The organism is Nonomuraea sp. ATR24 (assembly GCF_041950485.1).
Lineage (GTDB): Bacteria > Actinomycetota > Actinomycetes > Streptosporangiales > Streptosporangiaceae > Nonomuraea > Nonomuraea ceibae.
Map to the genome: position 1 here is coordinate 41,450 of NZ_JBGNUU010000029.1, position 23,073 is coordinate 64,522.

Consider the following 23,073-nt stretch of genomic DNA (forward strand, 5'->3'; position numbering starts at 1 on the left):
GCCGTGGACCGAAAAGGGGAGCACCCGTGTCATCAGAGGCCGAGCGTCGCCAGGCGGCCCGTAAGCGCAACGTCACCGTGTCGGTGACCGTGATCGGCGTCTTCGTGCTGGCGGTGGCGGTGCTGTTCGCGTTCGGCCGGCCCGGCCCCGAGGCGGTCGAACAGGCCGGTCTGTCCGCCGGGGAGTCGCAGCTGGTGCGCGCCGACAGCCACCGGCTGCAGTCGGCCGCGGACGGCAAGGTGACGCTGGTGGAGTTCCTCGACTTCGAGTGCGAGGGCTGCCTGGCCTACTACCCGGCGGTGGAGGAGCTGCGCGAGGACTACGCCGGGAAGGTCACGTTCGTGGCGCGTTACTTCCCGATGCCCGGCCACTTCAACGGCGAGCGCGCCGCCCGCGCGGTGGAGGCCGCCGCCGCGCAGGGCGCGTTCGAGGCGATGTACCGGCGGATGTACGAGACGCAGCCCCAGTGGGGCGAGAAGCGGGTCCCGGCCGACGAGACGTTCCGCGGCTTCGCCAAGGACCTGGGCCTGGACCTGGCGGCCTGGGACAGGGCCTACGACGACCCGGCGACGCTGGCCCGCATCCGGAAGGACATGGCCGACGGCCGGGCCCTGGGCGTGCAGGGCACCCCGACGTTCTTCCTCAACGGCACCAGGATCGAACCCCGCACCCTGGCGGAGTTCAGGGCGGCCATCGATGCGGCACTCGCCGAGTGACGCCGCGCGGCCTTCCGCCGGCCCGTTCCCCCGGCTGCTGCCCGGCCTGCTGCTGGCCGGCGGGCTGATCGGCCTGCTCGCCGCGTTCGTGCTGGCGATGGAGAAGATCGCGCTGCTGGCGGACCCCGGCTACGTGCCCGGTTGCAGCCTCAACCCGGTGCTGTCGTGCGGGTCGGTCATGAGCACGCCGCAGGCCGCCGTGTTCGGCTTCCCGAACCCGCTGCTGGGCGTCGCCGCGTTCGCCGTCGTCGCCGCCGTGGGCGCGGCGCTGCTGGCCGGCGCGGCGTTCCGGCGCTGGTTCTGGCTGGGCCTGCAGCTCGGCGTCACCGCCGGGGCGGTGTTCGTGCACTGGCTGATCGTCCAGAGCCTGTACGAGATCGGCGCGCTGTGCCCGTACTGCATGGTGGTGTGGTCGGTCACCGTCCCGGTCTTCTGGTACGTGAGCCTGCACAACCTCCGGGAGGGCCATCTGCCCGTCCCCGGTCCGGTGCGCCGCCCGGTCGAGGCGCTGACCGATTACCACGGCGTCGTGCTGACGGTGTGGTTCCTGACCGTCATCACCCTGATCGGCGCCCGCTTCTGGAGCTACTGGAGCACCCTGCTGTGACTCCTCGCTGGCAGGGGTGGGCGGCTCTGCGGCCGGGCGTGCTGTGCTACGGCGGCCGGATCGGCGCGACCGGCCGGCACGCCCACCGCGCCGCGCAGCTCCTGACCGGCGAGGGGCTGGTCCTGCGCGGCGCCGACGGCCGCGATCATGCCGTACGCGCCGCGCTCATCCCCGCCAACGCCCCGCACACGATCGTGCGCGGGACGGCCGACGGGCTGCTTGCCCTCGTCGACCCGGCCCGGATCGGGCAGCCGGGCGGCGGCGAGGCGGCTCCGGGCTCGGCCGCCGCGTGGCGCCTCGGGCCGGACGTCCCCGTCACCGGCGACCTGGACACGCTGACGGCACTGGTCGACGCCCTGACCGGGCACGTCCCGCCCCGGCCGCCGCACCCCGCGCTCGCCGGCGCCGAACGAGCCGTGCGGCGCATGCTGCCCGGCCGGGTGCGGCTGTCCGACGTCGCGCGGGCCGTCCACCTGTCGGAGAGCCGGCTGTCCCACCTGTTCACGGCGGAGTTCGGGCTGCCGTTCCGGCCGTACGTGCTGTGGGCCCGGCTGGACGGCGTGTGGTCGTCGCTGGCGGCCGGGGCCACGCTGACCGAGGCCGCCCACGCGGCCGGGTTCGCCGACGCCGCCCACCTGAGCCGGGTGGTCCGCCGGATGATGGGGAACGCGCCCTCCACCATGACCGCCGGGGTGCGGTGGCTTTCCTAGCAGGTTCGTTCAAGCCCGGCCGCCACCCCGCCGGGCAGGCTTGACCCCATGATCATCGTGATCGGCGCCGGTCAGGCGGGGCTCGCGGCAGGCCGCGCCCTCCGTCTGGCCGGGCTTGACGTCGTACTCCTCGAAGCCCATGACCGGATCGGCGAGTCGTGGCGGCGGCGGTGGGACTCCCTGCGGCTGTTCACCCCGGCCCGGCTCAGCTCGCTCCCCGGCCTGCCGATGCCCGGCGGGAGCCGCTACCCGGGCAAGGACGAGGTGGCCGGCTACCTGGAGGCGTACGCGGCCCGCTTCGACCTGCCCGTCCGCCTCGGCGCGCGGGTGTCGGAGCTGCGCCCCGGCCCGGGCGGCGGGTTCGAGGCGGTGACCGGCGACGGGGTGATCGCCGGCGACGGGGTCGTGGTCGCCACCGGCCCGTTCCAGGAGCCGCGCGTTCCCGCCCTGGAGCTGCCACCCGGCGTCCACGCGCTGCACAGCTCCGCCTACCGCGCCCCCGACCGGCTTCCCGACGGCCCCGTGCTGGTCGTCGGCGGCGGCAACTCCGGCGTGCAGATCGCCGCCGAGCTCGCCGCCACCCACCCGGTCACCCTCGCGGCCGGCGCGCGGCAACCGGTCCTCCCCCAGCGTCTCGGCGGCCTGGACGTCTTCACCTGGCTCCGCGCCCTCGGCGTGGTCCGGGCTCCGGTCACCGGCCGGCTCGGCCGCCTGGTCCGCGCCCGCGACCCGCTGATCGGGCTCGGCCCCCGGGGGCTGCGCCGGATGGGTGTGCGCGTCGTCGACCGCGTCGTCGAGGGCGGCGTCGATGGCGGCGTCGATGGCGAGGGGCCGCTGCTGCGCACCGCCTCCGGCCTGCGGCTCGCCCCGCGCAGCGTGATCTGGGCGACCGGCTACAGGCCCGGCTACGGGTGGCTGCGCGTCCCCGGCGCCCTGGCCGGCGGGGTTCCGCGCCACACCGGCGGGATCAGCCCGGTGCCCGGTCTCACGTACGTGGGCCTGCCCTTCCAGCGCTGCCGCGGCTCGGCCCTGCTGGGCTGGGTCGGCGAGGACGCCGCGCTGATCGCCGAGGCCCACGCCGCCCGGCGGGCGTGATCGGCCCGGACGTAGCATGGGCCCCGTGACAGGTGACGCCGGCGGGCGACGCGGCCGCCGGCCATGACCGGGGCGTGGGGGTGGGACCTCCTGCTCGGCGTCGTGGCCGCACTGCTGATCGCCTACCTGGCCCTGCCGCTGGACCTGGTGCCCGACTTCATCCCCGTCCTGGGGTACGCCGACGACGCGATCATCGTCACCGCGGTGCTGCGCTCGGTGGTCCGCCGCGCCGGTCTGCCCGCGGTGCGCCGGCACTGGCCGGGCACCGACGACGGCTTCGCCGTGCTGACCCGGCTGACCGGACTGGACAGGCCGCCCGCCGCCCCCTGAAAACCCCGCCGCGCCGGTCGGGGGTCAGGCGGTGAAGCGGCCGGCGATGTTCGTCCAGGTGTCGTCGGACTGGCCCGGCCGCTGAGCGGCGTGGACGCGGCTCGCGGCCGTGGTGAACGCGCGCAGCCCGAGCAGGAGAGCCGCCCGCGCGTCGGGCGGCATCTCGTCGACGACCTCGGCCAGGTGTTCGCGGCGCCGGGCGCGCAGCTCGGCCAGCAGGGCCCGCCCGGAGGGGGTGAGGCTGATGGTCAGCTCCCGCCGGTCGTCGTGGGAGGTGGAGCGGCGCACCCAGCCGGTGGCCTCCAGCCGGTCGCAGAGCCGGCTGGTGGACGACGGCAGCGCCCCCAGGGCCTCGCTGAGGGTGGCGAGGTTGATGTGCCGGTGGGGTTCGAGGGTGAGCAGCGCCTGGAGCTGGATGGAGGAGACCTTGGTGACCGCGGCGTGCCGGGAGTGCGCCCAGACGGCGACCAGGGCGGCCGCCGCGTTCTCGACGACGGCCCCGGTGGAGGCCTCGCCGGAGGCTCCGGCTGCGGTCGGGGGGAGGTGGCTGAGATCGCGGTGGCTCATGCTGGCTTCCAGGGGTCGAAGCGTGACTACGCGCGTATGCCTCGCGCGGGTGCCGCGGCGGTCCAGTCTAGGCAAACCACGACGGCGTCGTCGATGACGTCCACCCCGGCCCTGAACGCCATCATGTCACGGACGATCGTACGGACGGCCTCTCCGGCGGGCTGCAGGCGGGTGGAGCGGACCGTCGTCTCCAGCAGACCGGCGCCGAACTCCACGTCGGCCGTGGACCGCGCCCCGTACACGCCGTCGCTGACGATGACCAGCCGGTCGCCCGGCTGCAGCGGGACGGGCTGCTCGACGTAGGCGGTGGCGCCGAACATGCCGAGCGGCAGCTGGGCGTCCAGCTTGACGGTCTCGACCTCGGCGCCGCGCAGCCGGAAGATGCGCGGAGACCCGGCCTCGACCGCGGCGACCTCGCCGGTGACGGCGTCGAAGCGCAGCAGCAGGGTGGAGACGTGCTCGCGGCCGCCGTACTGGGCGTGCACGACCTCGTCGGCGAGGCCGGCCTGCTCGACGAGGTCGGCGCCGGAACGGCGGGCGTTGCGGATGGCGGTGACGGCCAGCGAGGTGAGGAGCGCGGCGCGCAGCCCCTCCCCCATGCCGTTGGTGACGGAGAGCATCAGCGAGTCGCGGTCGCAGCTCCAGTCGAAGTTGTCGCCGTGGACGGCGTAGGCCGGTTCGAGCTGGCCGGCGAGGTCGTAGGAGTCACCCCGGTGGCCGTAGCCGGGCAGGAGCTCCCACTGCATCTCGGCGGCGAGGGTGAGCCGGGACAGGCGGCGGGCCCTGCGGTAGCGGTCGGTGACCCGCCCCGCGCCCCACAGGGCGGCGGCGAGCGCGGAGGCCAGCTCGTGGAACTCGTGGATCCGCTCGTCGCCGGGGGCGGCGGGCAGGCTGAGGCTGAGGACGCCGAGGCGCTCCCCGCACGCCGACATCGGCAGGTGCAGGGCGCCGCGCTCCGGGTCCCACGCCGGCCGCTGGGAGGCGAACACGCGGCCGCGCTCGCTGGCGTCGATGCGGATCTCGGGCGCGTCGGGACCGGGCGGGTCCAGCACGGGCCTGAGCACGGTCAGCGCGTAGTCGGCGAGCAGCAGCTCGACGCCGGTCGCGGCCGTGTGCGCGACGAGCGCGTCGCGGGCGGCCTCCCCCAGCCGGTACGGGGGTGCCGCGCGTAGCGCCCGGTAGACGGCGCTCATGTCGTTGTCGGTGGTCACGGGCGTAGTTCCTCATGGGCAGGGAAGTGGCGCACCCGAGCTGCCCCTCGTGTGCGCTGCGGTTGTCGTGCCGCGTGCGCCTACGCTAGCCTCCAAGCCAATTATTTGCACTATGGCAATTATTGAGAGGTGGGCAACACCGTGAGTGGCAGCCGGTCGGGAACACAGCGGGTCCACGACGCCGGGGAGCTCGAACTGCGTCAGCTGCTCACCGGACTGACCGCCGTCAGGGACGGCGACTTCGGCACGCGGCTGCCCGCCGACGCCGACGGCCTGCTGGGCGAGATCGCCTCGGTGTTCAACGGCATGGTCGACCAGCTCTCGCTCGTCACCTCGGAGGTCACCCGGGTGGCCCGCGAGGTCGGCACCGAGGGACGCCTGGGCGGCCAGGCCGACGTGCCGGCCGTGTCGGGCACCTGGAAGGACCTCACCGAGTCGGTCAACGCGATGGCCGGCAACCTCACCGGCCAGGTGCGCAACATCTCGCAGGTGGCCACGGCGGTGGCCAAGGGCGACCTGTCGCAGAAGATCACCGTCTCGGCCCAGGGCGAGATCCTGGAGCTGAAGAACACCCTCAACACGATGGTCGACCAGCTCTCCTCCTTCGCCGACGAGGTCACCCGGGTCGCCCGCGAGGTCGGCACCGAGGGGCGGCTGGGCGGCCAGGCCGACGTGAAGGGCGTGTCCGGCACGTGGAAGGCGCTGACGGAGTCGGTCAACGTCATGGCCGACAACCTCACCGCCCAGGTGCGCAGCATCGCCCAGGTCACCACGGCCGTGGCCAAGGGCGACCTGTCGCAGAAGATCCGGGTCGACGCGCGCGGGGAGATCCTGGAGCTGAAGGAGACCATCAACACGATGGTCGACCAGCTCTCGGCGTTCGCCGACGAGGTCACCCGCGTCGCCCGCGAGGTCGGCACCGAAGGACAGCTCGGCGGCCAGGCCCAGGTCCGCGGCGTGTCCGGCACGTGGAAGGACCTCACCGACAACGTCAACTTCATGGCCTCGAACCTGACCGGTCAGGTGCGCAGCATCGCCCAGGTGGCCACGGCGGTGGCCCAGGGCGACCTGTCGCAGAAGATCCTCGTCGAGGCCAAGGGCGAGGTGGCGGCGCTCGCGCAGACCATCAACACGATGGTCGACCAGCTCTCCGCGTTCGCCGACGAGGTCACCCGCGTCGCCCGCGAGGTCGGCACCGAAGGACAGCTCGGCGGCCAGGCCCAGGTCCGCGGCGTGTCCGGCACGTGGAAGGACCTCACCGACAACGTCAACTCGATGGCCGACAACCTGACCAACCAGGTGCGCAGCATCGCCCAGGTCACCACGGCCGTGGCCAGGGGCGACCTGACCCGCAAGATCGACGTGGACGCGCGCGGTGAGATCCTGGAGCTGAAGACCACGATCAACACGATGGTCGACCAGCTCTCCTCCTTCGCCGCCGAGGTGACCAGGGTCGCCCGGGAGGTGGGCAGCGAGGGCAGGCTCGGCGGCCAGGCCGAGGTCGAGGGCGTCTCCGGCACCTGGAAGCGGCTGACGGAGAACGTGAACGAGCTGGCCGGCAACCTCACCCGGCAGGTGCGCGCGATCGCCGAGGTGACCAGCGCCGTCACCTCCGGCGACCTGACCCGCTCCATCACCGTCGACGCCTCGGGCGAGGTGGCCGAGCTCAAGGACAACATCAACTCGATGGTGAAGTCGCTGCGCGAGACCACCAAGGCCAACGAGGACCAGGACTGGCTGAAGACCAACCTGGCGCGCCTGTCGGGGCTCATGCAGGGCCACCGCGACCTGGCGGCGGTCGCCGAGCTGGTCATGAACGAGCTGGCGCCGCTGGTCTCGGCCCAGTACGGCGCGTTCTTCCTGGCCGACGAGGACGAGCTGCGGCTCATCAACGCCTACGGGTTCCCGGCGGGCCAGACGGCGACCCGGGTCGGCCTGGGCGAGACGCTGGTGGGCCAGGCGGCGCGGGCCCGCCGCACGATCGCGGTCGACGACGTCCCGCCCGGCTACGTCACGGTCTCCTCGGCGCTCGGGCGGACCACGCCGAGCTCGCTGATCGTGCTGCCGATCGTGGTGGAGGAGCAGGTGCTCGGCGTGATCGAGCTGGCCTCGCTCGGCACGTTCACGCCCGTGCACCGCGCCTTCCTCGACCAGCTGATGGAGACGATCGGCGTCAACGTCAACACCATCGTCGCCAACGCCCGCACCGACGAGCTGCTGGCGGAGTCGCAGCGGCTGACCGTCGAGCTCCAGGCCCGCTCGGAGGAGCTGCAGAACCAGCAGGAGGAGCTGCAGCGCTCCAACGCCGAGCTGGAGGAGAAGGCGGCGCTGCTCGCCTCGCAGAACCAGGACATCGAGGCCAAGAACCTGGAGATCGAGCAGGCCCGCCAGGAGCTGGAGGAGCGGGCCCAGCAGCTCTCGCTCGCCTCCACGTACAAGAGCGAGTTCCTCGCCAACATGAGCCACGAGCTGCGCACGCCGCTGAACTCGCTGCTCATCCTCGCGCAGCTGCTCGCCCAGAACCCGACCCGCAACCTGACGCCCAAGCAGGTCGAGTACGCCAGCGTCATCCACTCGGCGGGCTCGGACCTGCTGCAACTCATCAACGACATCCTCGACCTGTCGAAGGTCGAGGCGGGCAAGATGGACATCAGTCCCGAACGGGTCGGGATGCGTCAGCTCCTGGACTACGTCGAGGCCACGTTCCGGCCGATGACCACCGAGAAGAGCCTGGAGTTCCGCATCACGACGGCGCCGGGCGTGCCCGACAGCCTGCTCACCGACGACTCGCGGCTGCGCCAGGTGCTGCGCAACCTGCTGTCCAACGCGGTCAAGTTCACCGAGAGCGGCAGCGTCGAGCTGCGCATCGAGCCGGCCGCCCCGGCGCAGGTGCCCGCCTCCGTGCGGCCGCACGGCGCGGCGATCGCCTTCCGCGTCATCGACACCGGCGTCGGCATCGCCGAGCAGCAGCTGGAGGCGATCTTCGGGGCGTTCCAGCAGGCCGACGGCACCACCAGCCGCAAGTACGGCGGCACCGGGCTCGGCCTGTCGATCAGCCGGGAGATCGCCTACCTGCTCGGCGGCGCGATCACCGCGCAGAGCACGCCCGGCCAGGGCAGCACGTTCACGCTCTTCCTGCCGGCCGCCCGGCCGGACTTCGCCGAGCAGGGCCCGGGCCAGGCCGCGCCCTCGCCCCGCGAGCTGCCGGAGGCCCCGGCCGACGGCGAGCCCGTCAAGGCGGCGGCCCCGGCGCCCTCCCAGCAGCGCAGGCTGCTGGTGGTGGAGGAACGCTCGCGCGGCCTGCTCTCCCTGGTGGCCGAGAGCGTCGTGGCCGACCTGGCGCGCCGCGACGCGGGCGGCGCGCACGCGCCCGTGGAGATCGTGACCGCCGTGGGCGGGCAGGAGGCGGCGGCGACGCTGGCCGCCGCCCCCTGCCACTGCATCGTGCTCGACCTCGACATGCCGGGGCGGGCCGGGTTCGGCCTGCTGGAGGCCATCGACGGGGACGCCGCCCTGCACGGCGTGCCGGTCCTGGCCTACAACAACTGGCGGATGGACGCGGCGCAGGAGCGGGCGTTGCAGGCGCGGGCCGTCTCCCAGCCGCTGGAGCTGCTGTCGAGCCTGGACGAGCTGCGCGAGCGGATCGCCCTGCACCTGACCGCCGAGCAGCCCGGCGACGTGCTGCCACTGGTGCGCTCGGAGGAGGCGGACCTGCCGGTCGAGCGGCCGGAGGACGGCGCGCTCACCGGCCGCACCGTCCTGGTGGTCGACGACGACGCGCGCAACCTGTTCGCGCTGACGAGCATCCTGGAGATGCACGGCCTGCGGGTGCTGCACGCCGAGGACGGCCGCAAGGGCATCGACACGCTGGTGGCGCATCCGGAGATCGACATCGTGCTGATGGACGTGATGATGCCGGAGATGGACGGCTACGCCGCCACCACCGCGATCAGGGCCATGCCGCAGTACGCGGACCTGCCCATCATCGCGGTCACGGCCAAGGCCATGCCGGGCGACCAGGAGAAGAGCCTCGCCTCGGGCGCGAGCGGCTACGTCACCAAGCCCGTCGACGCCGATCACCTCCTCGGGCTGATCCAGCGCTGGCTGACGGCGTAACCCCCCGCGCGTCCGTCCCCGCCACGTCTTCGCGCCACGTCTTCGCGCCACGTACGAAGGAGCTGCACGCAGTGCGCATCCAGCAACACCCGGGCGACGAGCCGGCCTCCCCCGGCGAGGCCGCCACCCCCGAGGAGGCCACCAACGTCGGCCGGCTCGCCGCCACCATCGAACGGCTGCGCGAGCAGATCAGGCAGGCCCAGCACGCGGCCGAGGGCCGGGCGCTCATCGAGCTGGCCAAGGGCATCCTGATCGAGCGGCTGCGCTGCGGCCCCGCCGAGGCGGCCCGCCAGCTGGCCGACCTGGCCGAGAAGGCCGGGCTCTCCCCTCTGGAGCTGGCCGCCGACCTCATCGACCAGGCGGCGCACGACCGCCTGAGCGACGCCGCGCGCGACTTCCTCGCCTGGGCGCGGAGCGAGCCGGGCGGCGCCGGCGCGGACGACACCTCCATCGCGGTGCGGCTGCGCGCGGCCGAGAGCGGCGCGCTCGTCGCCACGGACAGCCAGCTCGTCGCCGAATCCCTGCTGGAGCACGCGCTCGCCCCGCTGGGCGCGACGGCGGTCGCCGTGTGGGCGGCCGGAGCCGACGCCTCGCTCACGCTGACCGGCTACGCCGGCTACAGCGCCGAGGAGGCTAGGCGCTGGCGGTACGTGCCGCCCGGCGTGGCGACGCCCGCCCGGCGCGCGCTGGTCGAACGCCGGACCGTCTGGTTCCCCAGCCTCTCCGGCACCGGCCTGCCCTCCATCGGCCACCACCACCTGCCGGGCGGCCGGGTGGCCGTCCCCGCCGGCACCGGAGGGCGGGTCCTCGGCGTGCTGGAGATCGGCTGGCCGCACGCGCTGGAGCCGCAGCCGCCGCAGATCCACAAGCAGGTCGAGGCGCTGGCCGAGCTGTGCGCGCACACGCTCGAACCCTGCGAGGAGCCCGCGCCCGACCTGGCCGAGCTGGTCAACCTCACCGACGGGCTGCACGACTCCGCCCTGCTGCTCCGGCCCGCGTTCGGCAAGGACGGGCTGCTCGCCGACTTCCTCATCGAGCACGCCAACAACTGCTTCGCCGACCCCGCCGGACGCCCCCGCGCCGTCGTGACGGGGGCCACGATGCTGGAGGCGTACCCGCTGGCCGCCCACGACGACGGGCTGTTCGGCAAGATCGAGCACGTGTACGGGACGGGCGAGCCGTACCGGGCCGAGCGGGTGCCGCTCACGGCGCTGGTCGACCAGGTGCCGCTCACCACGGTCGCCGACATCAGCATCACCCGCCACGGCGACTGCGTGCTGCTCATCTGGCGGGTCCAGGACGAGGCCGTCCGCCTGGCCAGCCTGCTCCAGCACGCCCAGCGCCTCGGCCGCATCGGCGGCTTCGAGCAGGACGTGCAGACGGGCGAGATCACCTGGAACAGCGAGCTGTTCAACCTGTACGGCCTGCCGCCCGGCGAGCACCCGATCCCGCTGGACCGGCTGGCCGAGCACGCCCACCCCGACGACGCCACCGCCATCGGCCGCTTCCTGCGGACCGTGCTGCACCACCGGCTGCCCGCCTCGGTCGCCTTCCGCCTCCAGCGCCCCGACGGGGTGGCCCGCCACACGCGGGTCGTGGCCGAGCCCGTCATCGACGCCGAGGGCCGCATGCTGGCGGTACGCGGCGCGTACCAGGACGTCTCGGCCCAGCACTGGACGGAGGTGGCGCTGGCCGCCACCCGCGACCAGCTCGCCCACTCCGAGCAGCAGATCTCCGAGCGCAACCGGCTCACCCTGCAGCTCCAGCGGGCCATCATGCCGCCCGCCCAGCGGATCATCGAGGCGTCCGGGCTGCACATCGCGGTCCGCTACCGGCCCGCCGAGAAGGAGCACCTCGTCGGCGGCGACTGGTACGACACCGTCGTGCTGCCCTCCAACCAGGTGCTGCTCTCGCTCGGCGACGTAGCCGGCCACGGCATCGAGGCCGCCACCGGCATGGTCATCCTGCGCAACGCCCTGCGCGGCCTGGCCGTCACCGGCGCCGGGCCCGGCCAGCTCATGACCTGGCTCAACATGGTCGCCCACCACCTGACCAACAGCCTGACCGCCACCGCGCTCTGCGGCCTGTACGACCCGGCGACCCGGGTGCTGCGCTGGGCCAGGGCGGGGCACCTGCCGCCGATCCTGGTGCGGGGCGGCACGGCCGAGGAGCTGCCGCTGGTGCACGGGATCATGCTCGGCGCCGTCTCCGAGACCGACTACGAGGAGGGGCAGATCCGCCTGGCGGGTGAGGACACGCTGCTCATGTACACCGACGGGCTCATCGAGCGCCGGGACCGCGCCCTGCAGCACTCGCAGCAGCAGCTCCTGACGACGGTGCAACACCCGGTGACGAGCCTCGAGCACCGCCTGGACCATCTCCTCACCCACAGCCATTCCGACACCGACGACGACACCTGCCTGCTCGGCATCCAGGTGCGCTGAGCCGCGGGCGGCGTGTGTCAGGGCAGGTCGAGGGCCGTGCCGTACAGGCGCGACACGCTGATCCTGATCACCACGCGCCCCTCGCGGGCCTGCTGCTCCAGGAAGGCGGCGGGATCGGGCTGATCGCCGGCGAAGGCGAGCAGGTCGGCGGGGTCGCCGGACACCTCGGCCTCGCCCTCGGCGACGGCGAACGACCACACGTCGGGGCCCTGGACGTGCAGGGCGACGTGCGGGTCGCGGGCGATCTGGCGGGCCTTGAGCCGGCCGGCCGTGGTGGAGATCCGGATGACGCGCCCGGCGGGGTCCCATCGGTACAGGACCGTGGACAGGGCGGGGTGGCCGGTGCTCCGGACCGTCGCCAGCACGCCGAACCGCTGCCCTTCGAGCAGCTTGACCAGTTCGTCCTCGCTCAGCGGCCGCGGCGCTGGCCCCTGCTGGTTCTCGTCCACGGTTCTCCTCCGTCGTGCGGCTGCCAACGAGAGGACCGTAACAGATAGTTTCGTTGCAGACAATCTAGCCGCCGTAGCGGGCGGCGATCGCGGCGGCGCGGTCGCGCAGCGCGTCGCGCAGCCACTGCGGCTCGAGGGCCTCCGCGTTCGTGGTGAGCTGCCACAGCGCCCATTCGGCGTGCCTGCGGTCCTGGAAGGACACCTCCATCCGCAGCCACCCGTCCGCGTCGGCCCGCTCCGCGCGGACGGCCAGCGCGGTGCCCACCAGGTCCTCCCGCCGCGCCGGGTTCACCCGCACGAGCACGCTGACCTGGTCGCCGCCGGTCCGGAACCGGGTGCTGCGCTCCTGCCAGGCCCGGTCCAGGTCGACCCGGTCCGGCCGCTCCGCGCGCTCGGCGAGCTCCTCGGCCGCCAGGATCCGCGACAGCCGGTACGTACGGTCCGCGCCGGCCCGCGTGGCCAGCAGGTAGCCGCGTTCGCGCACGGTGACCAGGCCGATCGGGTCCACCGTGCGCCACTGCGCCGCCTGGTTCACGGCCGCGTAGTGGATGCGCAGCTTGTGCCCGGCGAACACCGCGCGCAGCACCTCGGCCACGATCGCGTCGGGCACCTCCTCGTCGGCCAGGCGGCGTGAGAGCAGGTCGGTCTCCGGGTCGATGAGCAGCCGCTCGGCCGCGCCCGCCGCCGTGTCCCGGTAGCTCTCCGGCAGCGCGTCGACCACCTTGAGCATCGCCGAGGCGAGCGCCGAGCCGAGCCCGAACGCCTGCGCCCCGCGCCGCGACCCGGCCACCAGCAGGGCAAGGGCCTCGTCGTGGTTCAGCCCGGTCAGCTCGGTCCGGAAGCCGGGCAGCAGCGCGAACCCGCCGTGGCGCCCACGCTCGGCGTACACGGGGACGCCCGCCGACGACAGCGCCTCGATGTCGCGCAGCACGGTCCGGGTGGACACTTCCAGCTCCCGGGCCAGCGCGGTCGCGGACATCCGGCCGTGCCGGCGCAGCAACAGCACCAGCGAGACCAGCCGGTCGGCACGCATATCCCGAACTGTACCGAAATACACGACAAAAGATGTCGTGATTGGCTGCGAGGCTCTTGCCCGATCGGAACGCGATTGTCGATGAACCGAATGGAGCCGACATGGCAGTGGAACGAACGGCCGTCAACCCGTGGGCGTGGTCGCAGCAGCTCGGATACCACCAGGGTGAGGTGGTCTCCGGGCACACCCGGACCCTGTACTGCTCGGGGCAGACGGCGATGAACGGCGACGGCAAGCCCGAGCACGCCGACGACATGGCGGCGCAGCTGGCGCTGAGCCTGGACAACCTGGAGGCCGTGCTGGGCGAGGCCGGGATGTCGCTGGCGAACCTGGTCCGGCTCAACGTCTACACCACCGACGTCGACCGGCTCTTCGAGCACTACGGCGTGCTGGCGTCGCGGCTGGGCGCCGCCGGGGTGGCGCCGCCCACCACGATGCTCGGGGTGACCAGGCTGGCGATCCCCACCTTGATGATCGAGCTGGAGGGCACCGCCGTCGCGTGACACCCCGCCGCCTCCGGCGTCCCCTGCCGGAGGCGGCAGGCCGTCACAGGGTCAGGTCGCGGCGGCGGAGCCCGTACAGGCCGAGCGCGGTGAAGGCGGTCGCCACGAGCGTGAGGCCGAGCAGCGTGCCGGGCCCGGGGTCGGCCAGCGTGGAGTAGTGGACGTGCGCGAACGGCGAGATCATGAAGACCTGGTCGTTCACCAGCCGGAGCTCCCAGCCGAGTTCGAGGGCGATGGCGAGCGCCAGCGCGGTCCACGCGACGACCGTCCCGGCGCGCCGGAACAGGCCGTACGCCGCCACGGCGACACCGGCCATCACCCAGACGCCGGGCAGGACGACCGTGGTGAGGGCCAGGCCGGAGCCGACGTCGCCGCTGCCCAGGCCCAGGCCGAGCCCGGCGACGACGAGCATGGCGCCGGGCACCGCCGCCGCGAACGCCAGATGGCCGAGGACCCAGCGCGCCCGGCTCACCGGCCCGGACAGGAACAGCTCGGTGGCCCCCTCGCCGCGCAGCCGGAGCACCGTCATGATCGCGTACAGGGACATGGAGAACACGGCCAGCTCGTACACGACGAGCCGGAAGAAGATCTCCACGGGGTCGTCCGTGCCCGTTCGCCTGGCCCAGTGGTCCAGCCCGCCGCTCTGGCCGAACTGTTCCAGGACGCTCGGCCCGGCCAGCCCGAGCCCCGCGCCGACGAACGCGGCGCCCGCGATCCACGCCAGCGCGGCGCCCCGGTGGACGCGCCAGGCCAGCCCGAGCGGCCCGCGCAGCGCGGCCGGGGCGCGGGCGGGCCCGAGCCGCGGCGCGAGGAGGCCGCCGCCGAGGTCGCGCCGGGCCGACAGCGTGTAGGCGAGCCAGGCCAGAGCCGCGACGAACGCCGCGAGCAGCAGGAACACCCACCACCGCTCGGCGCCGAACGCGCGGGCGCGCAGGATCCAGCCGTTGGGGACGAGCCAGCCCAGCCATTCCAGGCCGGGACCGGCCAGGTCGCTGATGCCGCGGACCAGGTAGGCGGCGAAGAACACGGCGAAGGCCGCGGCCCCGGCCGTGCGGGCGCTCCGGGTGAGCTGCACGGTCACCGCGGCCAGCCCGGCCCCGAGCCAGCCGGCGGAGGCGGCCATCAGCCCCCAGGCGAGCGGCCCGGCCAGGCCGAGCCCGGCGCTCGCGCCGACCACGGTGATCAGCAGGGCCAGGACGAGGTTCGCGCCGAGCACGACGGCGAGGGCGGCGGTGAGCGGGGCGTGGCGGCCCACGGCGGCCGAGCCGACGAGCTCGCGCCTCCCCTGCTCCTCGTCGGAGCGGGTGTGCTTGACCACGAGCAGGATGCTGGCCAGAGCGGCGAAGATGGTGGTGGCGGCGCCGCGCTGCTGGGCGGCGGCCGCGCCCACGCTGTCGCCGTACGCCGGTCCCTGCAGCAGCATGATGGCCGGGTTGTCGATGATGTTCACGAAGTAGTCGCGGCGTGCCTCCGGGGTCGGCAGCAGCTCGCGGATGGTGGTGACCGTGGCCGCGACGAAGAGCGTGACGCTCAGGATCCACAGCGGCTGCCAGACGCGGTCGCGGCGCAGGATCAGCCGGATCAGGGTGCCGGTGTTCATCGGTAGTGCCTCATGAACAGCTCTTCGAGAGTGGGAGGCTGGGCGGTGATGTCGCGGATGCCGTACTCCGTCAGGCGGGTCAGGACCTCGCCGATGTGGTCGGCGTCGGCCTGGAAGCGGACGCGGCCGCCCTCGCCGGTGAGGTCGTGGACGTGGGGCAGGCCGGCCTCCGGAACCCTGGCCAGGTCGGCCGTGACCGAGATGCGCGTGAGGTGGCGCAGCTCGGCGAGCGTGCCGGACTCCACGATCCGGCCGTCGCGGATGATGCTCACCCGGTCGCAGAGCGCCTCGACCTCGGCGAGGATGTGGCTGGAGAGCAGGACCGTGCGGCCCGCGCGCCGCTCCTCGCCGACGACCTCGCGGAAGACCGCCTCCATCAGCGGGTCGAGCCCGGAGGTCGGCTCGTCGAGCAGCAGTAACTCCACCTCGGAGGCGAGCGCGGCGATCAGCGCGACCTTCTGCCGGTTGCCCTTGGAGTAGGTGCGGGCCTTCTTGCGCGGGTCCAGGGCGAACCGCTCGATCAGCTCGTCGCGCCGTTTGGCGTCGGCGCCGCCGCGCAGCCGGCCGAGCAGGTCGATCACCTCGCCGCCGGACAGGCTGGGCCACAGCGTGACGTCGCCGGGCACGTACGCGAGCCGCCGGTGCAGCTCGACGGCCTCGTTCCAGGGGTCGCCGCCCAGCAGGCTCACCTCGCCGGAGTCCTTGCGCAGCAGGCCGAGCAGGATGCGCAGGGTCGTGCTCTTGCCCGCGCCGTTGGGGCCGAGGAAGCCGTGGACCTCTCCCTCCCGCACGGTCAGGTCCAGCTGGTCCAGCGCGCGGACCTTGCCGAAGTTCTTGACCAGCCGGCGGATCCGGATCGCGTCAGGCATCGGGGTGCTCCTCGTCGTGGACGTCGGTGACGGCCTGGCGGACCCGGTCACCCTGCTGGGTGGCGATCCACTGCCCCATGTGCGCGTAGACGTCGAGCATGGCGGCGCCGAGCAGGCCGGAGTTCGGGCGGCGCAGCACGTCGATGCCGAGCCGCCTGGACAGGTGCTCGTGCAGGACGATCGTGCCCAGGTGCATCGCGGCCATGACGGCGGCGCGCTCGCGCACCTTCGCCTCGCCGGGGGTGAACGTGTCGGGCCAGGTGTCGGTGAAGAACCGCTCGGCCCCGGCCGAGCCCTCGTCGAACAGCTCGGCCGCCACGGGTGAGCCGTCGACCAGGGCGCGGGCCAGGTAGCGGACGCTGAGCTCGCTCGCCTCGTACATGCCCCTGAGGAAGTCGGCGTTGACCTCGGCCCCCTCCTGGACCCGGCCGGCGGCGCCCAGGACGGTGTCGCGGACGTGCTGGTCGCAGGCCTCCCGCAGGCGGTCCTTGGAGCCGAAGTGGTGCTGGACCAGGCCGACGGAGACGCCGGCGGCGTCGGCGATGTCCTTCAGCGTGGCGGCTTTGACGCCCCGGGCGGCGAACTGCTCCAGCGCGGCGTCGCGGATGCGGGCACGCGCGGTCAGGTCCTCCGGCGGGCGGTCCCCCGTTGGCGGTATCGACATACCGGGAACAATATCTGCATATTGGAAACCATATCAAGATATTGCCGCAGCGATCCAGCAGGCTCCTCTTTATTTTGAACGATCGTACTAGTTGTACTATCGTTCAAATATTCTTGCCCAAGGAGGATGTCATGCCCGAAGTCGTCACCCGGCGTGCGGGAACGCGGGAGTGGGCCGGTCTGGGACTGCTGGCGCTGCCGACGGTGCTGCTCGGCCTGGACGTCACCGTGCTGTACCTGGTCCTGCCGAGCATGGCCGAGGCCCTGGACCCGTCGGCGACCCAGACGCTCTGGATCATGGACGCGTACGGGTTCTTCATCGCCGGGTTCCTCATCACGATGGGGACCCTGGGCGACCGGATCGGGCGGCGCCGCCTGCTGGTGATCGGGACGGCCGCGTTCGCCGCGGTGTCGGTGTTCGCCGCCTTCGCGCCGAACGCCGAGCTGCTGATCGTCGCCCGCGCGCTGCTCGGGGTCGCCGGGGCCACGCTGATGCCCTCGACGCTGTCGCTGATCTCGAACATGTTCGCCGACGCCCGGCAGCGCGCGGTCGCGATCGGGATCTGGGCGACGATGTTCGCCCTGGGCATGGCCGCCGGCCCGGTGGCCGGCGGCGCCCTGGTCGGCACGTTCTGGTGGGGCGCCGCGTTCCTGCTCGCCGTCCCCGTCGCGGTCGCCGTGCTCGCCGGGGCGCGGGCGCTGCTGCCCGAGTACGCCGACCCGCAGGCGGGCCGCCTCGACCTGGCCAGCGTCGGCCTGTCGCTGGCCGCGATCCTGCCGGTCGTCTACGCGATCAAGCACGCGGCGGCGGACGGGCCCGGCCCCGGCACGGCGGCCCTGGCCGTGCTCGGCGCGGTGGCCGGGGCGCTCTTCGTACGGCGTCAGCGCGGCCTGGCCTCGCCCCTGCTGGACGTCACGCTGTTCACCAGCCGGGCGTTCTCCGCGGCGCTGGCCGTGCTGCTGATCGGGCTGGTCGGCGTGGGCGGGACCATGTACCTGGTCACCCAGTACCTCCAGCTCGTCGAGGGCCTGACGCCGTTCGCGGCCGGCCTGTGGATGGGACCGCCCGCCCTGGCGATGTTCGCCGCGGCGATCGGCGCGCCGATCATCGCCAGGCGGATGCGTCCCGGCCTGGTCATGGCGCTCATGCTCGCCCTCTCGGTGATCGGCTACGCGCTGCTGGCCACCGCCGGCACCGGGGACGCGGCACGGGTGGTGGCCGGGTTCGCGTTCGTCTACCTCGGCCTCGGCGCGATCGCCGCCCTCGGCACCGACATGGTCGTCGGCGCCGCGCCGGCCTCGAAGTCCGGGTCGGCCGCCGCGATGTCCGAGACCGTCCAGGAACTCGGCATCGCCGTCGGCGTCGCCGTCCTCGGCAGCCTCACCACCGTCCTCTACACCGCCCGCATGACCGCCCCGGCGGACGTCCCGCCCGAGCTCGCGGCGCGTCTCACCGACAGCCTGCCCGGCGCGCTGTCGGTCGCCGGCCAGGTGCCCGCCCCGGTGGTGCGGGAGGCGCAGGCGCTGTTCACCAGCGGGGTGAACATCGCCTCGGCCGTGGCCGGCGTCGCGATCGTCGCGGCGGCGGCGCTGTGCCTGACGGCGCTGCGGCACGTGCGGCCTCTCGGGGAGAACGAGCGGTGACGTGCTCGTCCACCCTGGCTCGTCTACCCTGGACCTCACGGGAGGGGTGCATGAACGACGACAGCGGGCACATCGACGGCCGCAAGGCCCGGGGCCACCGGCGCCGCGCCGAGATCATCGAGGCCACCCTCGCCGTCGTGACGCGCGAGGGCGCGGCGGGCGTCACCCACCGCACCGTCGCCAAGCAGGCCGGCATCACCACCAGCCTGAGCACCTACTACTTCGCCACCCTCGACGACCTGCTCGTCGCGGCCCTGTCCAGCGTCGCCGACACCTACACCCGGCGCATCCGCCAGATCATCGACGGCCCCGGCGACAAGCTCCGCGCGCTGGCCGAGCTGATCGCCGAGTCCGGCGGCCCCGGCCGTGACCACGCCCTGGCCGAGCGCGAGCTGTCCACCCTGGCGGCTCGCCGCCCGGCGCTCGCGCCCGTCGCCCGCCGCTGGCGGCAGGACATCGGCGAGCTCGCCGCCACCCTCACCGACGACCCCGAGGCCATCGCCGCCGTCGTCGCCGCCGCCGACGGCCTGTGCACCGCCATCCTCATCGACAACGCCCCCGCCGACGCCGGCTACGTGCACCGCATCCTGACCCGCGCCGTCCACGCGCACCCCGCCGCCGCTGTCTCCTGAGCGGCCCGGCTCATTCCTCCTCGATGCGCACGGTGCCCGCGGCGCCGTCGATGGTGATGAGCTGGCCCGTCCTGATCTCGCGGGTGGCGTCGCGTACGCAGATGACGGCCGGGATCCCGTACTCCCTGGCGACGGTCGGGCCGTGCGCGACCGGGGAGCCCGTTTCGGTGACCAGGCCCGCCGTCGTCAGGAAGAGCGGCGTCCAGCCGGGGTCGGTGGTGGGCGCGACCAGGATCTCGCCCGGCTCGATGTACGCGCCGGCCGGGTCGCGGATCACCCGCGCCCGGCCGGTCGCGCGGCCCGCCGCCCCGGCCATGCCGGTGAGCACCCCGTCGCCCGCCGGAACCGCCGGCGCGAGCGCCTCCACGTCGGTGCCGTCGGACAGCAGCGCGCCGGGGACGCCGGGCCGCCGCAGCTCACGCTCGTACGCGGCGCGCCGGGCCGCGATGACCTCGCGCAGGTCCGCGCCCCGGGCGGCCTGGCGGGCCTCGGCCAGGTCGAGGAACATGATGTCGTCCGGCCGCTCGAACAGCTCCGCGCCGGCCAGCAGCAGTTGCTCCCGCGCCGCCCGCAGCGGGATCAGCCAGGCGAACTTCCCCAGCTCGCGCAGCCCGGTGAGCTCGCGGGACCTGCGCATGAGGAAGACCGCGACCCTGCCGCGGACCGGCCGCCCGCGCGTGGCCCGCCGCGCCAGCGCGGCGAGCGTCCGCTCCGCCCGATCCGCGGCGCGCTCGAAGCGCCGGTCCGGCGCCTGCTCGGGATCGCCGACCCGCAGGTAGTTGGCGATCGTGGCGAACAGCGGCGCCGGGTCCTCCGCCCAGCGCGGCATACCGACGTCGATCTCGGCCGCGGCCCGCAGGCCGTACCTCTCCAGGAACTGTGCCAGGCCGATGTCGGGCAGGTCGCCGTCCCGGTAGCGGGCGGCGAGCTCCGGCGCGGGGGTGCCGGCGAACAGCTCCCGGTGCTCGCGCGCGCTGACGGCGAGCCGCCACAGGGCCAGGTCCATCTCGGTGGTCACGTTGTACGGCATGCCGCCGAGGACGGTGTCCAGCTCCTCCTCGCTCGCCACCCCGTCGAGCAGGGCGGCGGGGACGGTGCCCGCCACGATCCCGGCGGTCAGCGGCCAGACGATGCCCTGCATGTCCAGGGTCATGATCGGCCGGTGCGAGTCCTCCGCCACCCAGCGCAGGCGTTCGGCGGCGCTCGCGTCCGGCCCGGGCGGCACGGTCAGCCGCCTGATCCTCCGCACGCCGCGGTAGGCCCAGCCCCGCGCGGCGTCCGGCCAGGCCAGCGCGGCGATCACGCCGGCGACGGCCCGGGGGGCGATGCGCGCGACCCCCTTGACCACGGCGCGCACGTCGAACGGCAGGCCGGGCCGCGGGGCGAAGCGCGGGTCGTCCAGCATCCGCCGCACGGCGCCCTGCACGCGCGGGCCGTACACCTCCAAGGACGTGCCGAGCCGGTCACGCATCACCTTGCTGCGCAGGAAGTCGGTCAGGTCGAAGTAGAGCCTGCCGCCGATCGCGACCATCCGGGGCAGCGGATCTCGGCGGTCGACCTTGGCTCCGGCCGCTTCGAACCAGAGGCCCGCGCCGGTCCTGAGCAGCGACACGCCCATCGGCGTCATCGGCCGGAGCATGCCCTGGATGTGGCCGAACTCCAGGTAGAGCCGGGTGTCGGCGGTCGCGGGCGGCGCCGGGAACAGCGTCGTGACCGGGCGGGACTGCAGTAACCACAGCACGCCGTCCCGGTCGAGGGCCCACTCGACGTCCTGCGGCGAGCCGAAGTGCTCGCGCAGCCGCAGCCCCGCCGCGCGCAGCTCCTCCAGCCAGCCGGTCTGCGGGGCGTCGTCGTCGAACTCGTAGTGGTCGGGCGCCACGGTGCCGTCGACGATCGCGGTGCCCAGGCCCTCCGCGGCGTCGACGACCATCTGGGTGCGCCGGCCAGTGATCGGGTTCGCCGTGAACAGCACCCCGGCGCGCTCGGGGTCGACCATCCGCTGCACCACGACGGCCATCGCCGCGTCCTCGATGCCGACGTTCGCCCGGTAGGCCACGGCGCGCTCGGTGTGCAGCGAGTCCCAGCAGCGGCGGACCGCCTCGGCCAGCGCGTCCTGGCCCTCGACACCCAGGTAGGTGTCCTGCTGGCCGGCGAAGCTGGCGTGCGGCAGGTCCTCGGCGGTGGCGCTCGACCGCACCGCCACCTTCCCGCCGCCGAGCCGCTCGTAGGCGCGGGCCAGCTCCTCCCGGGGGACCTCGCCGCTCGCGTAGGCCTCGACGGTCACGCAGAAGCCGTCAGGGACCCGCTCCCCCGCCCTGATCATCTCCCCGAGCCCGGCGGCCTTGCCGCCCACCAGGCCGATCATCGAGGCGTCGATCTCGGCCAGCCGGATCAGCTTCATCCCGGATCCTCCTCGCAGCCGTGGCGCCCGGATCCGGCCGGTCCGCCACCCGGAACGGCCGGTCGGCGCGGACCCCGTGAACCCGCAGCAGCCTTCAGCAGTCAATCTACGCGTACGTGACCATCCGTCCAGTAGGCGGCGGCCACCCGGTCAGGCCAGGCACTTCGAGCCCGCCGGGCAGCAGGCCGGCGGCGGCCTGCTCACGGGCGGCGGATGCGGCGCGTCACGGCGGTGTGCCAGGCGGGGACCTCGCGCTCGTCGTCGAACCAGCGGGCCACCACGATGTCGGTCGAGGAGTGCAGCAGGATCGACACCACGATGGTCACCGCGACGTACTGGAACACCGGTTCGGCGACCGCGATGCCGGAGCCCAGCACGAGCAGCCCGTACACGACCGAGGCGAACCCCTTGGGCCCGAACCAGGCCACGGCCGCCTGCTCGCGCACCGACAGCCCAGAGCGCAGGAACGACAGCCAGATCGCCACCGGCCGCGCCACCACCAGCGCGAGCACCGCGAACAGCCAGCCGGCCCAGCCGACCGCGCCGAGCAGCGCCGGCGTGATCAGCGCCCCGAACACCAGCAGCGCGGCCAGCTTGAACACCTCGGCGATGAGCTCGCCGAAGTGCTCGAACGACTCCCGCTGCCGGGGCCCGAACGTGGCCACGGTGATCCCGGCCGAGAACGCGGCCAGGAACAGGTTGCCGTGCGTGGCCTTGCCGACGGCGAGCACGAGCAGGCCGATGGCCAGCGCGTTGAGCGGCTCGTAGGCGGTGGACGCGGCGAACCAGCGGGTGCGCTCCAGCTTGATCGCCGCCCACGGGATCGCGACCCCGATGACGATGCCCAGCCCGAGCTCCAGCCCCAGCTCGCCCAGGTGCAGATCGTGCGACCCCGCCGCGACGGCCAGGAAGACGATCACGAACGGCAGCGCCAGGCCGTCGTTGACGCCGGACTCGACGTTCAGCAACTGGCGCAGCCGGGGCGGCACCTTGTCGTTGCCGACCAGGGCCGCGGCGAACACCGGGTCGGTGGGCGCCAGGATCGCGCCGATGAGCAGCGCCTCGACCCAGCCGAGGCCGAGCAGGTAGTGGGCGCCGAGCGCGGTGATGGCCAGCGTGAGCGGCAGGCCCCAGCCCAGCGCCCGTCCGGGGAGCCGCCAGGCGCTGCGCAGCTCGGTCCAGCCCACCCGCATGCCGTCGGTGAACAGCACCGTGAACAGGGCCAGCTCGGCGAGCGTGGCGACCAGGTCGTCGCCGGGACTCAGCGACACGACGCCGAGCACGCCGTCGCCCAGCACGAACCCGGCCACCAGGAACAGCGCGGCCGTGGACAGGATGGTGCGGTGGGCCAGGCTCGACAGCAGCACGGCGAGCAGGAGCACGCAGGCGAAAGCGGTCAGCAGCACGCCCATCAGGGACACCGCGCAGGGAAGATCATCGGGCACCTCCGGTCGGGACAGAGAACCATCTTGCCGACCAGGCT

At 73.7% G+C, this 23,073-nt stretch carries 19 protein-coding genes; 10 read left to right on the plus strand and 9 right to left on the minus strand.

Translation table 11 applies throughout. The features are described 5' to 3' along the window. The first annotated feature begins 26 nt into the window (after positions 1-26). From ACBI99_RS41360 to ACBI99_RS41380, 5 genes are all read left to right on the plus strand, one after another. Positions 27-716 carry a DsbA family protein gene (locus ACBI99_RS41360; RefSeq protein ID WP_375074954.1) on the plus strand — a complete coding sequence of 230 codons (690 nt, stop codon included), beginning with the start codon at positions 27-29 and terminating at the stop codon, positions 714-716. Then, positions 697-1,323: a vitamin K epoxide reductase family protein gene (locus ACBI99_RS41365; protein ID WP_375074955.1), complete on the plus strand. Its 627-nt coding sequence runs from the start codon at positions 697-699 to the stop codon at positions 1,321-1,323. The genes ACBI99_RS41360 and ACBI99_RS41365 overlap by 20 nt, the downstream gene beginning before the upstream one ends. Further along, positions 1,320-2,033, plus strand: a complete 714-nt coding sequence (locus ACBI99_RS41370) for a helix-turn-helix transcriptional regulator (RefSeq protein ID WP_375074956.1) — start codon at positions 1,320-1,322, stop codon at positions 2,031-2,033. The genes ACBI99_RS41365 and ACBI99_RS41370 overlap by 4 nt, the downstream gene beginning before the upstream one ends. Before the next feature lie 48 nt (positions 2,034-2,081). Then, on the plus strand, positions 2,082-3,128 hold the full coding sequence (locus ACBI99_RS41375) for an NAD(P)-binding domain-containing protein (RefSeq protein WP_357588299.1): 1,047 nt from the start codon (positions 2,082-2,084) through the stop codon (positions 3,126-3,128). A gap of 63 nt (positions 3,129-3,191) precedes the next feature. Continuing rightward, on the plus strand, positions 3,192-3,458 hold the full coding sequence (locus ACBI99_RS41380) for a DUF1232 domain-containing protein (RefSeq protein ID WP_357588301.1): 267 nt from the start codon (positions 3,192-3,194) through the stop codon (positions 3,456-3,458). Positions 3,459-3,482: 24 nt separating this feature from the next. Here ACBI99_RS41380 and ACBI99_RS41385 read toward each other — a convergent pair whose 3' ends face one another. Together ACBI99_RS41385 and ACBI99_RS41390 are read right to left on the minus strand one after the other, a co-directional pair. Next, on the minus strand, positions 3,483-4,025 hold the full coding sequence (locus ACBI99_RS41385; RefSeq protein WP_357588303.1) for a MarR family transcriptional regulator: 543 nt from the start codon (positions 4,023-4,025) through the stop codon (positions 3,483-3,485). A 26-nt stretch (positions 4,026-4,051) separates the two neighbouring features. Beyond that, positions 4,052-5,236 (minus strand): PP2C family protein-serine/threonine phosphatase, encoded by a 1,185-nt coding sequence (locus tag ACBI99_RS41390; RefSeq protein ID WP_219509456.1) that lies wholly within the window; start codon positions 5,234-5,236, stop codon positions 4,052-4,054. 141 nt (positions 5,237-5,377) lie between these two features. Between ACBI99_RS41390 and ACBI99_RS41395 the strand changes: the two genes are divergently transcribed. Both ACBI99_RS41395 and ACBI99_RS41400 read left to right on the plus strand, forming a co-directional pair. Continuing rightward, positions 5,378-9,352: a HAMP domain-containing protein gene (locus ACBI99_RS41395; RefSeq protein ID WP_375074957.1), complete on the plus strand. Its 3,975-nt coding sequence runs from the start codon at positions 5,378-5,380 to the stop codon at positions 9,350-9,352. 71 nt (positions 9,353-9,423) lie between these two features. Further along, on the plus strand, positions 9,424-11,796 hold the full coding sequence (locus ACBI99_RS41400; protein WP_357588307.1) for a SpoIIE family protein phosphatase: 2,373 nt from the start codon (positions 9,424-9,426) through the stop codon (positions 11,794-11,796). A 17-nt stretch (positions 11,797-11,813) separates the two neighbouring features. On the opposite strand, the gene ACBI99_RS41405 is transcribed toward ACBI99_RS41400, so the two are convergent. Then, a complete protein-coding gene (locus ACBI99_RS41405; RefSeq protein ID WP_375074958.1) occupies positions 11,814-12,245 on the minus strand; it encodes a pyridoxamine 5'-phosphate oxidase family protein in 432 nt (143 codons plus the stop codon). A gap of 64 nt (positions 12,246-12,309) precedes the next feature. Then, the gene (locus ACBI99_RS41410) at positions 12,310-13,278 is read right to left on the minus strand and encodes a helix-turn-helix transcriptional regulator (protein ID WP_375074959.1); all 969 of its coding nucleotides are present in this window, start codon (positions 13,276-13,278) and stop codon (positions 12,310-12,312) included. Positions 13,279-13,385: 107 nt separating this feature from the next. Between ACBI99_RS41410 and ACBI99_RS41415 the strand changes: the two genes are divergently transcribed. Further along, positions 13,386-13,781, plus strand: coding sequence for a RidA family protein (locus ACBI99_RS41415; protein WP_219509491.1), 396 nt, complete (start codon positions 13,386-13,388; stop codon positions 13,779-13,781). 43 nt (positions 13,782-13,824) lie between these two features. Here ACBI99_RS41415 and ACBI99_RS41420 read toward each other — a convergent pair whose 3' ends face one another. Genes ACBI99_RS41420 through ACBI99_RS41430 form a run of 3 tightly spaced genes read right to left on the minus strand, consistent with a single transcriptional unit; the run spans position 13,825 to position 16,914 of the window. Then, on the minus strand, positions 13,825-15,381 hold the full coding sequence (locus ACBI99_RS41420; protein ID WP_375074960.1) for an ABC transporter permease: 1,557 nt from the start codon (positions 15,379-15,381) through the stop codon (positions 13,825-13,827). Then, positions 15,378-16,250, minus strand: a complete 873-nt coding sequence (locus ACBI99_RS41425) for an ABC transporter ATP-binding protein (protein ID WP_219509460.1) — start codon at positions 16,248-16,250, stop codon at positions 15,378-15,380. Before ACBI99_RS41425 ends, ACBI99_RS41420 begins: the two co-directional genes overlap by 4 nt. Further along, positions 16,243-16,914 (minus strand): TetR/AcrR family transcriptional regulator, encoded by a 672-nt coding sequence (locus ACBI99_RS41430; protein WP_219509461.1) that lies wholly within the window; start codon positions 16,912-16,914, stop codon positions 16,243-16,245. The genes ACBI99_RS41425 and ACBI99_RS41430 overlap by 8 nt, the downstream gene beginning before the upstream one ends. Positions 16,915-17,045: 131 nt before the next feature. Here ACBI99_RS41430 and ACBI99_RS41435 point away from each other — a divergent pair, with 131 nt between their 5' ends. Continuing rightward, complete coding sequence (locus tag ACBI99_RS41435; RefSeq protein ID WP_357588319.1) at positions 17,046-18,557, plus strand: MFS transporter; 1,512 nt, start codon at positions 17,046-17,048, stop codon at positions 18,555-18,557. A 50-nt stretch (positions 18,558-18,607) separates the two neighbouring features. Further along, positions 18,608-19,189, plus strand: a complete 582-nt coding sequence (locus ACBI99_RS41440) for a TetR/AcrR family transcriptional regulator (protein ID WP_219509463.1) — start codon at positions 18,608-18,610, stop codon at positions 19,187-19,189. A 10-nt stretch (positions 19,190-19,199) separates the two neighbouring features. Here the strand turns inward: ACBI99_RS41440 and ACBI99_RS41445 are convergent, their stop codons facing one another. Both ACBI99_RS41445 and ACBI99_RS41450 read right to left on the minus strand, forming a co-directional pair. After that, positions 19,200-21,590: a PEP/pyruvate-binding domain-containing protein gene (locus ACBI99_RS41445; protein ID WP_375074961.1), complete on the minus strand. Its 2,391-nt coding sequence runs from the start codon at positions 21,588-21,590 to the stop codon at positions 19,200-19,202. 200 nt (positions 21,591-21,790) lie between these two features. After that, positions 21,791-23,002 (minus strand): sodium:proton antiporter, encoded by a 1,212-nt coding sequence (locus tag ACBI99_RS41450; protein ID WP_219509465.1) that lies wholly within the window; start codon positions 23,000-23,002, stop codon positions 21,791-21,793. Positions 23,003-23,073 lie beyond the last annotated feature (71 nt).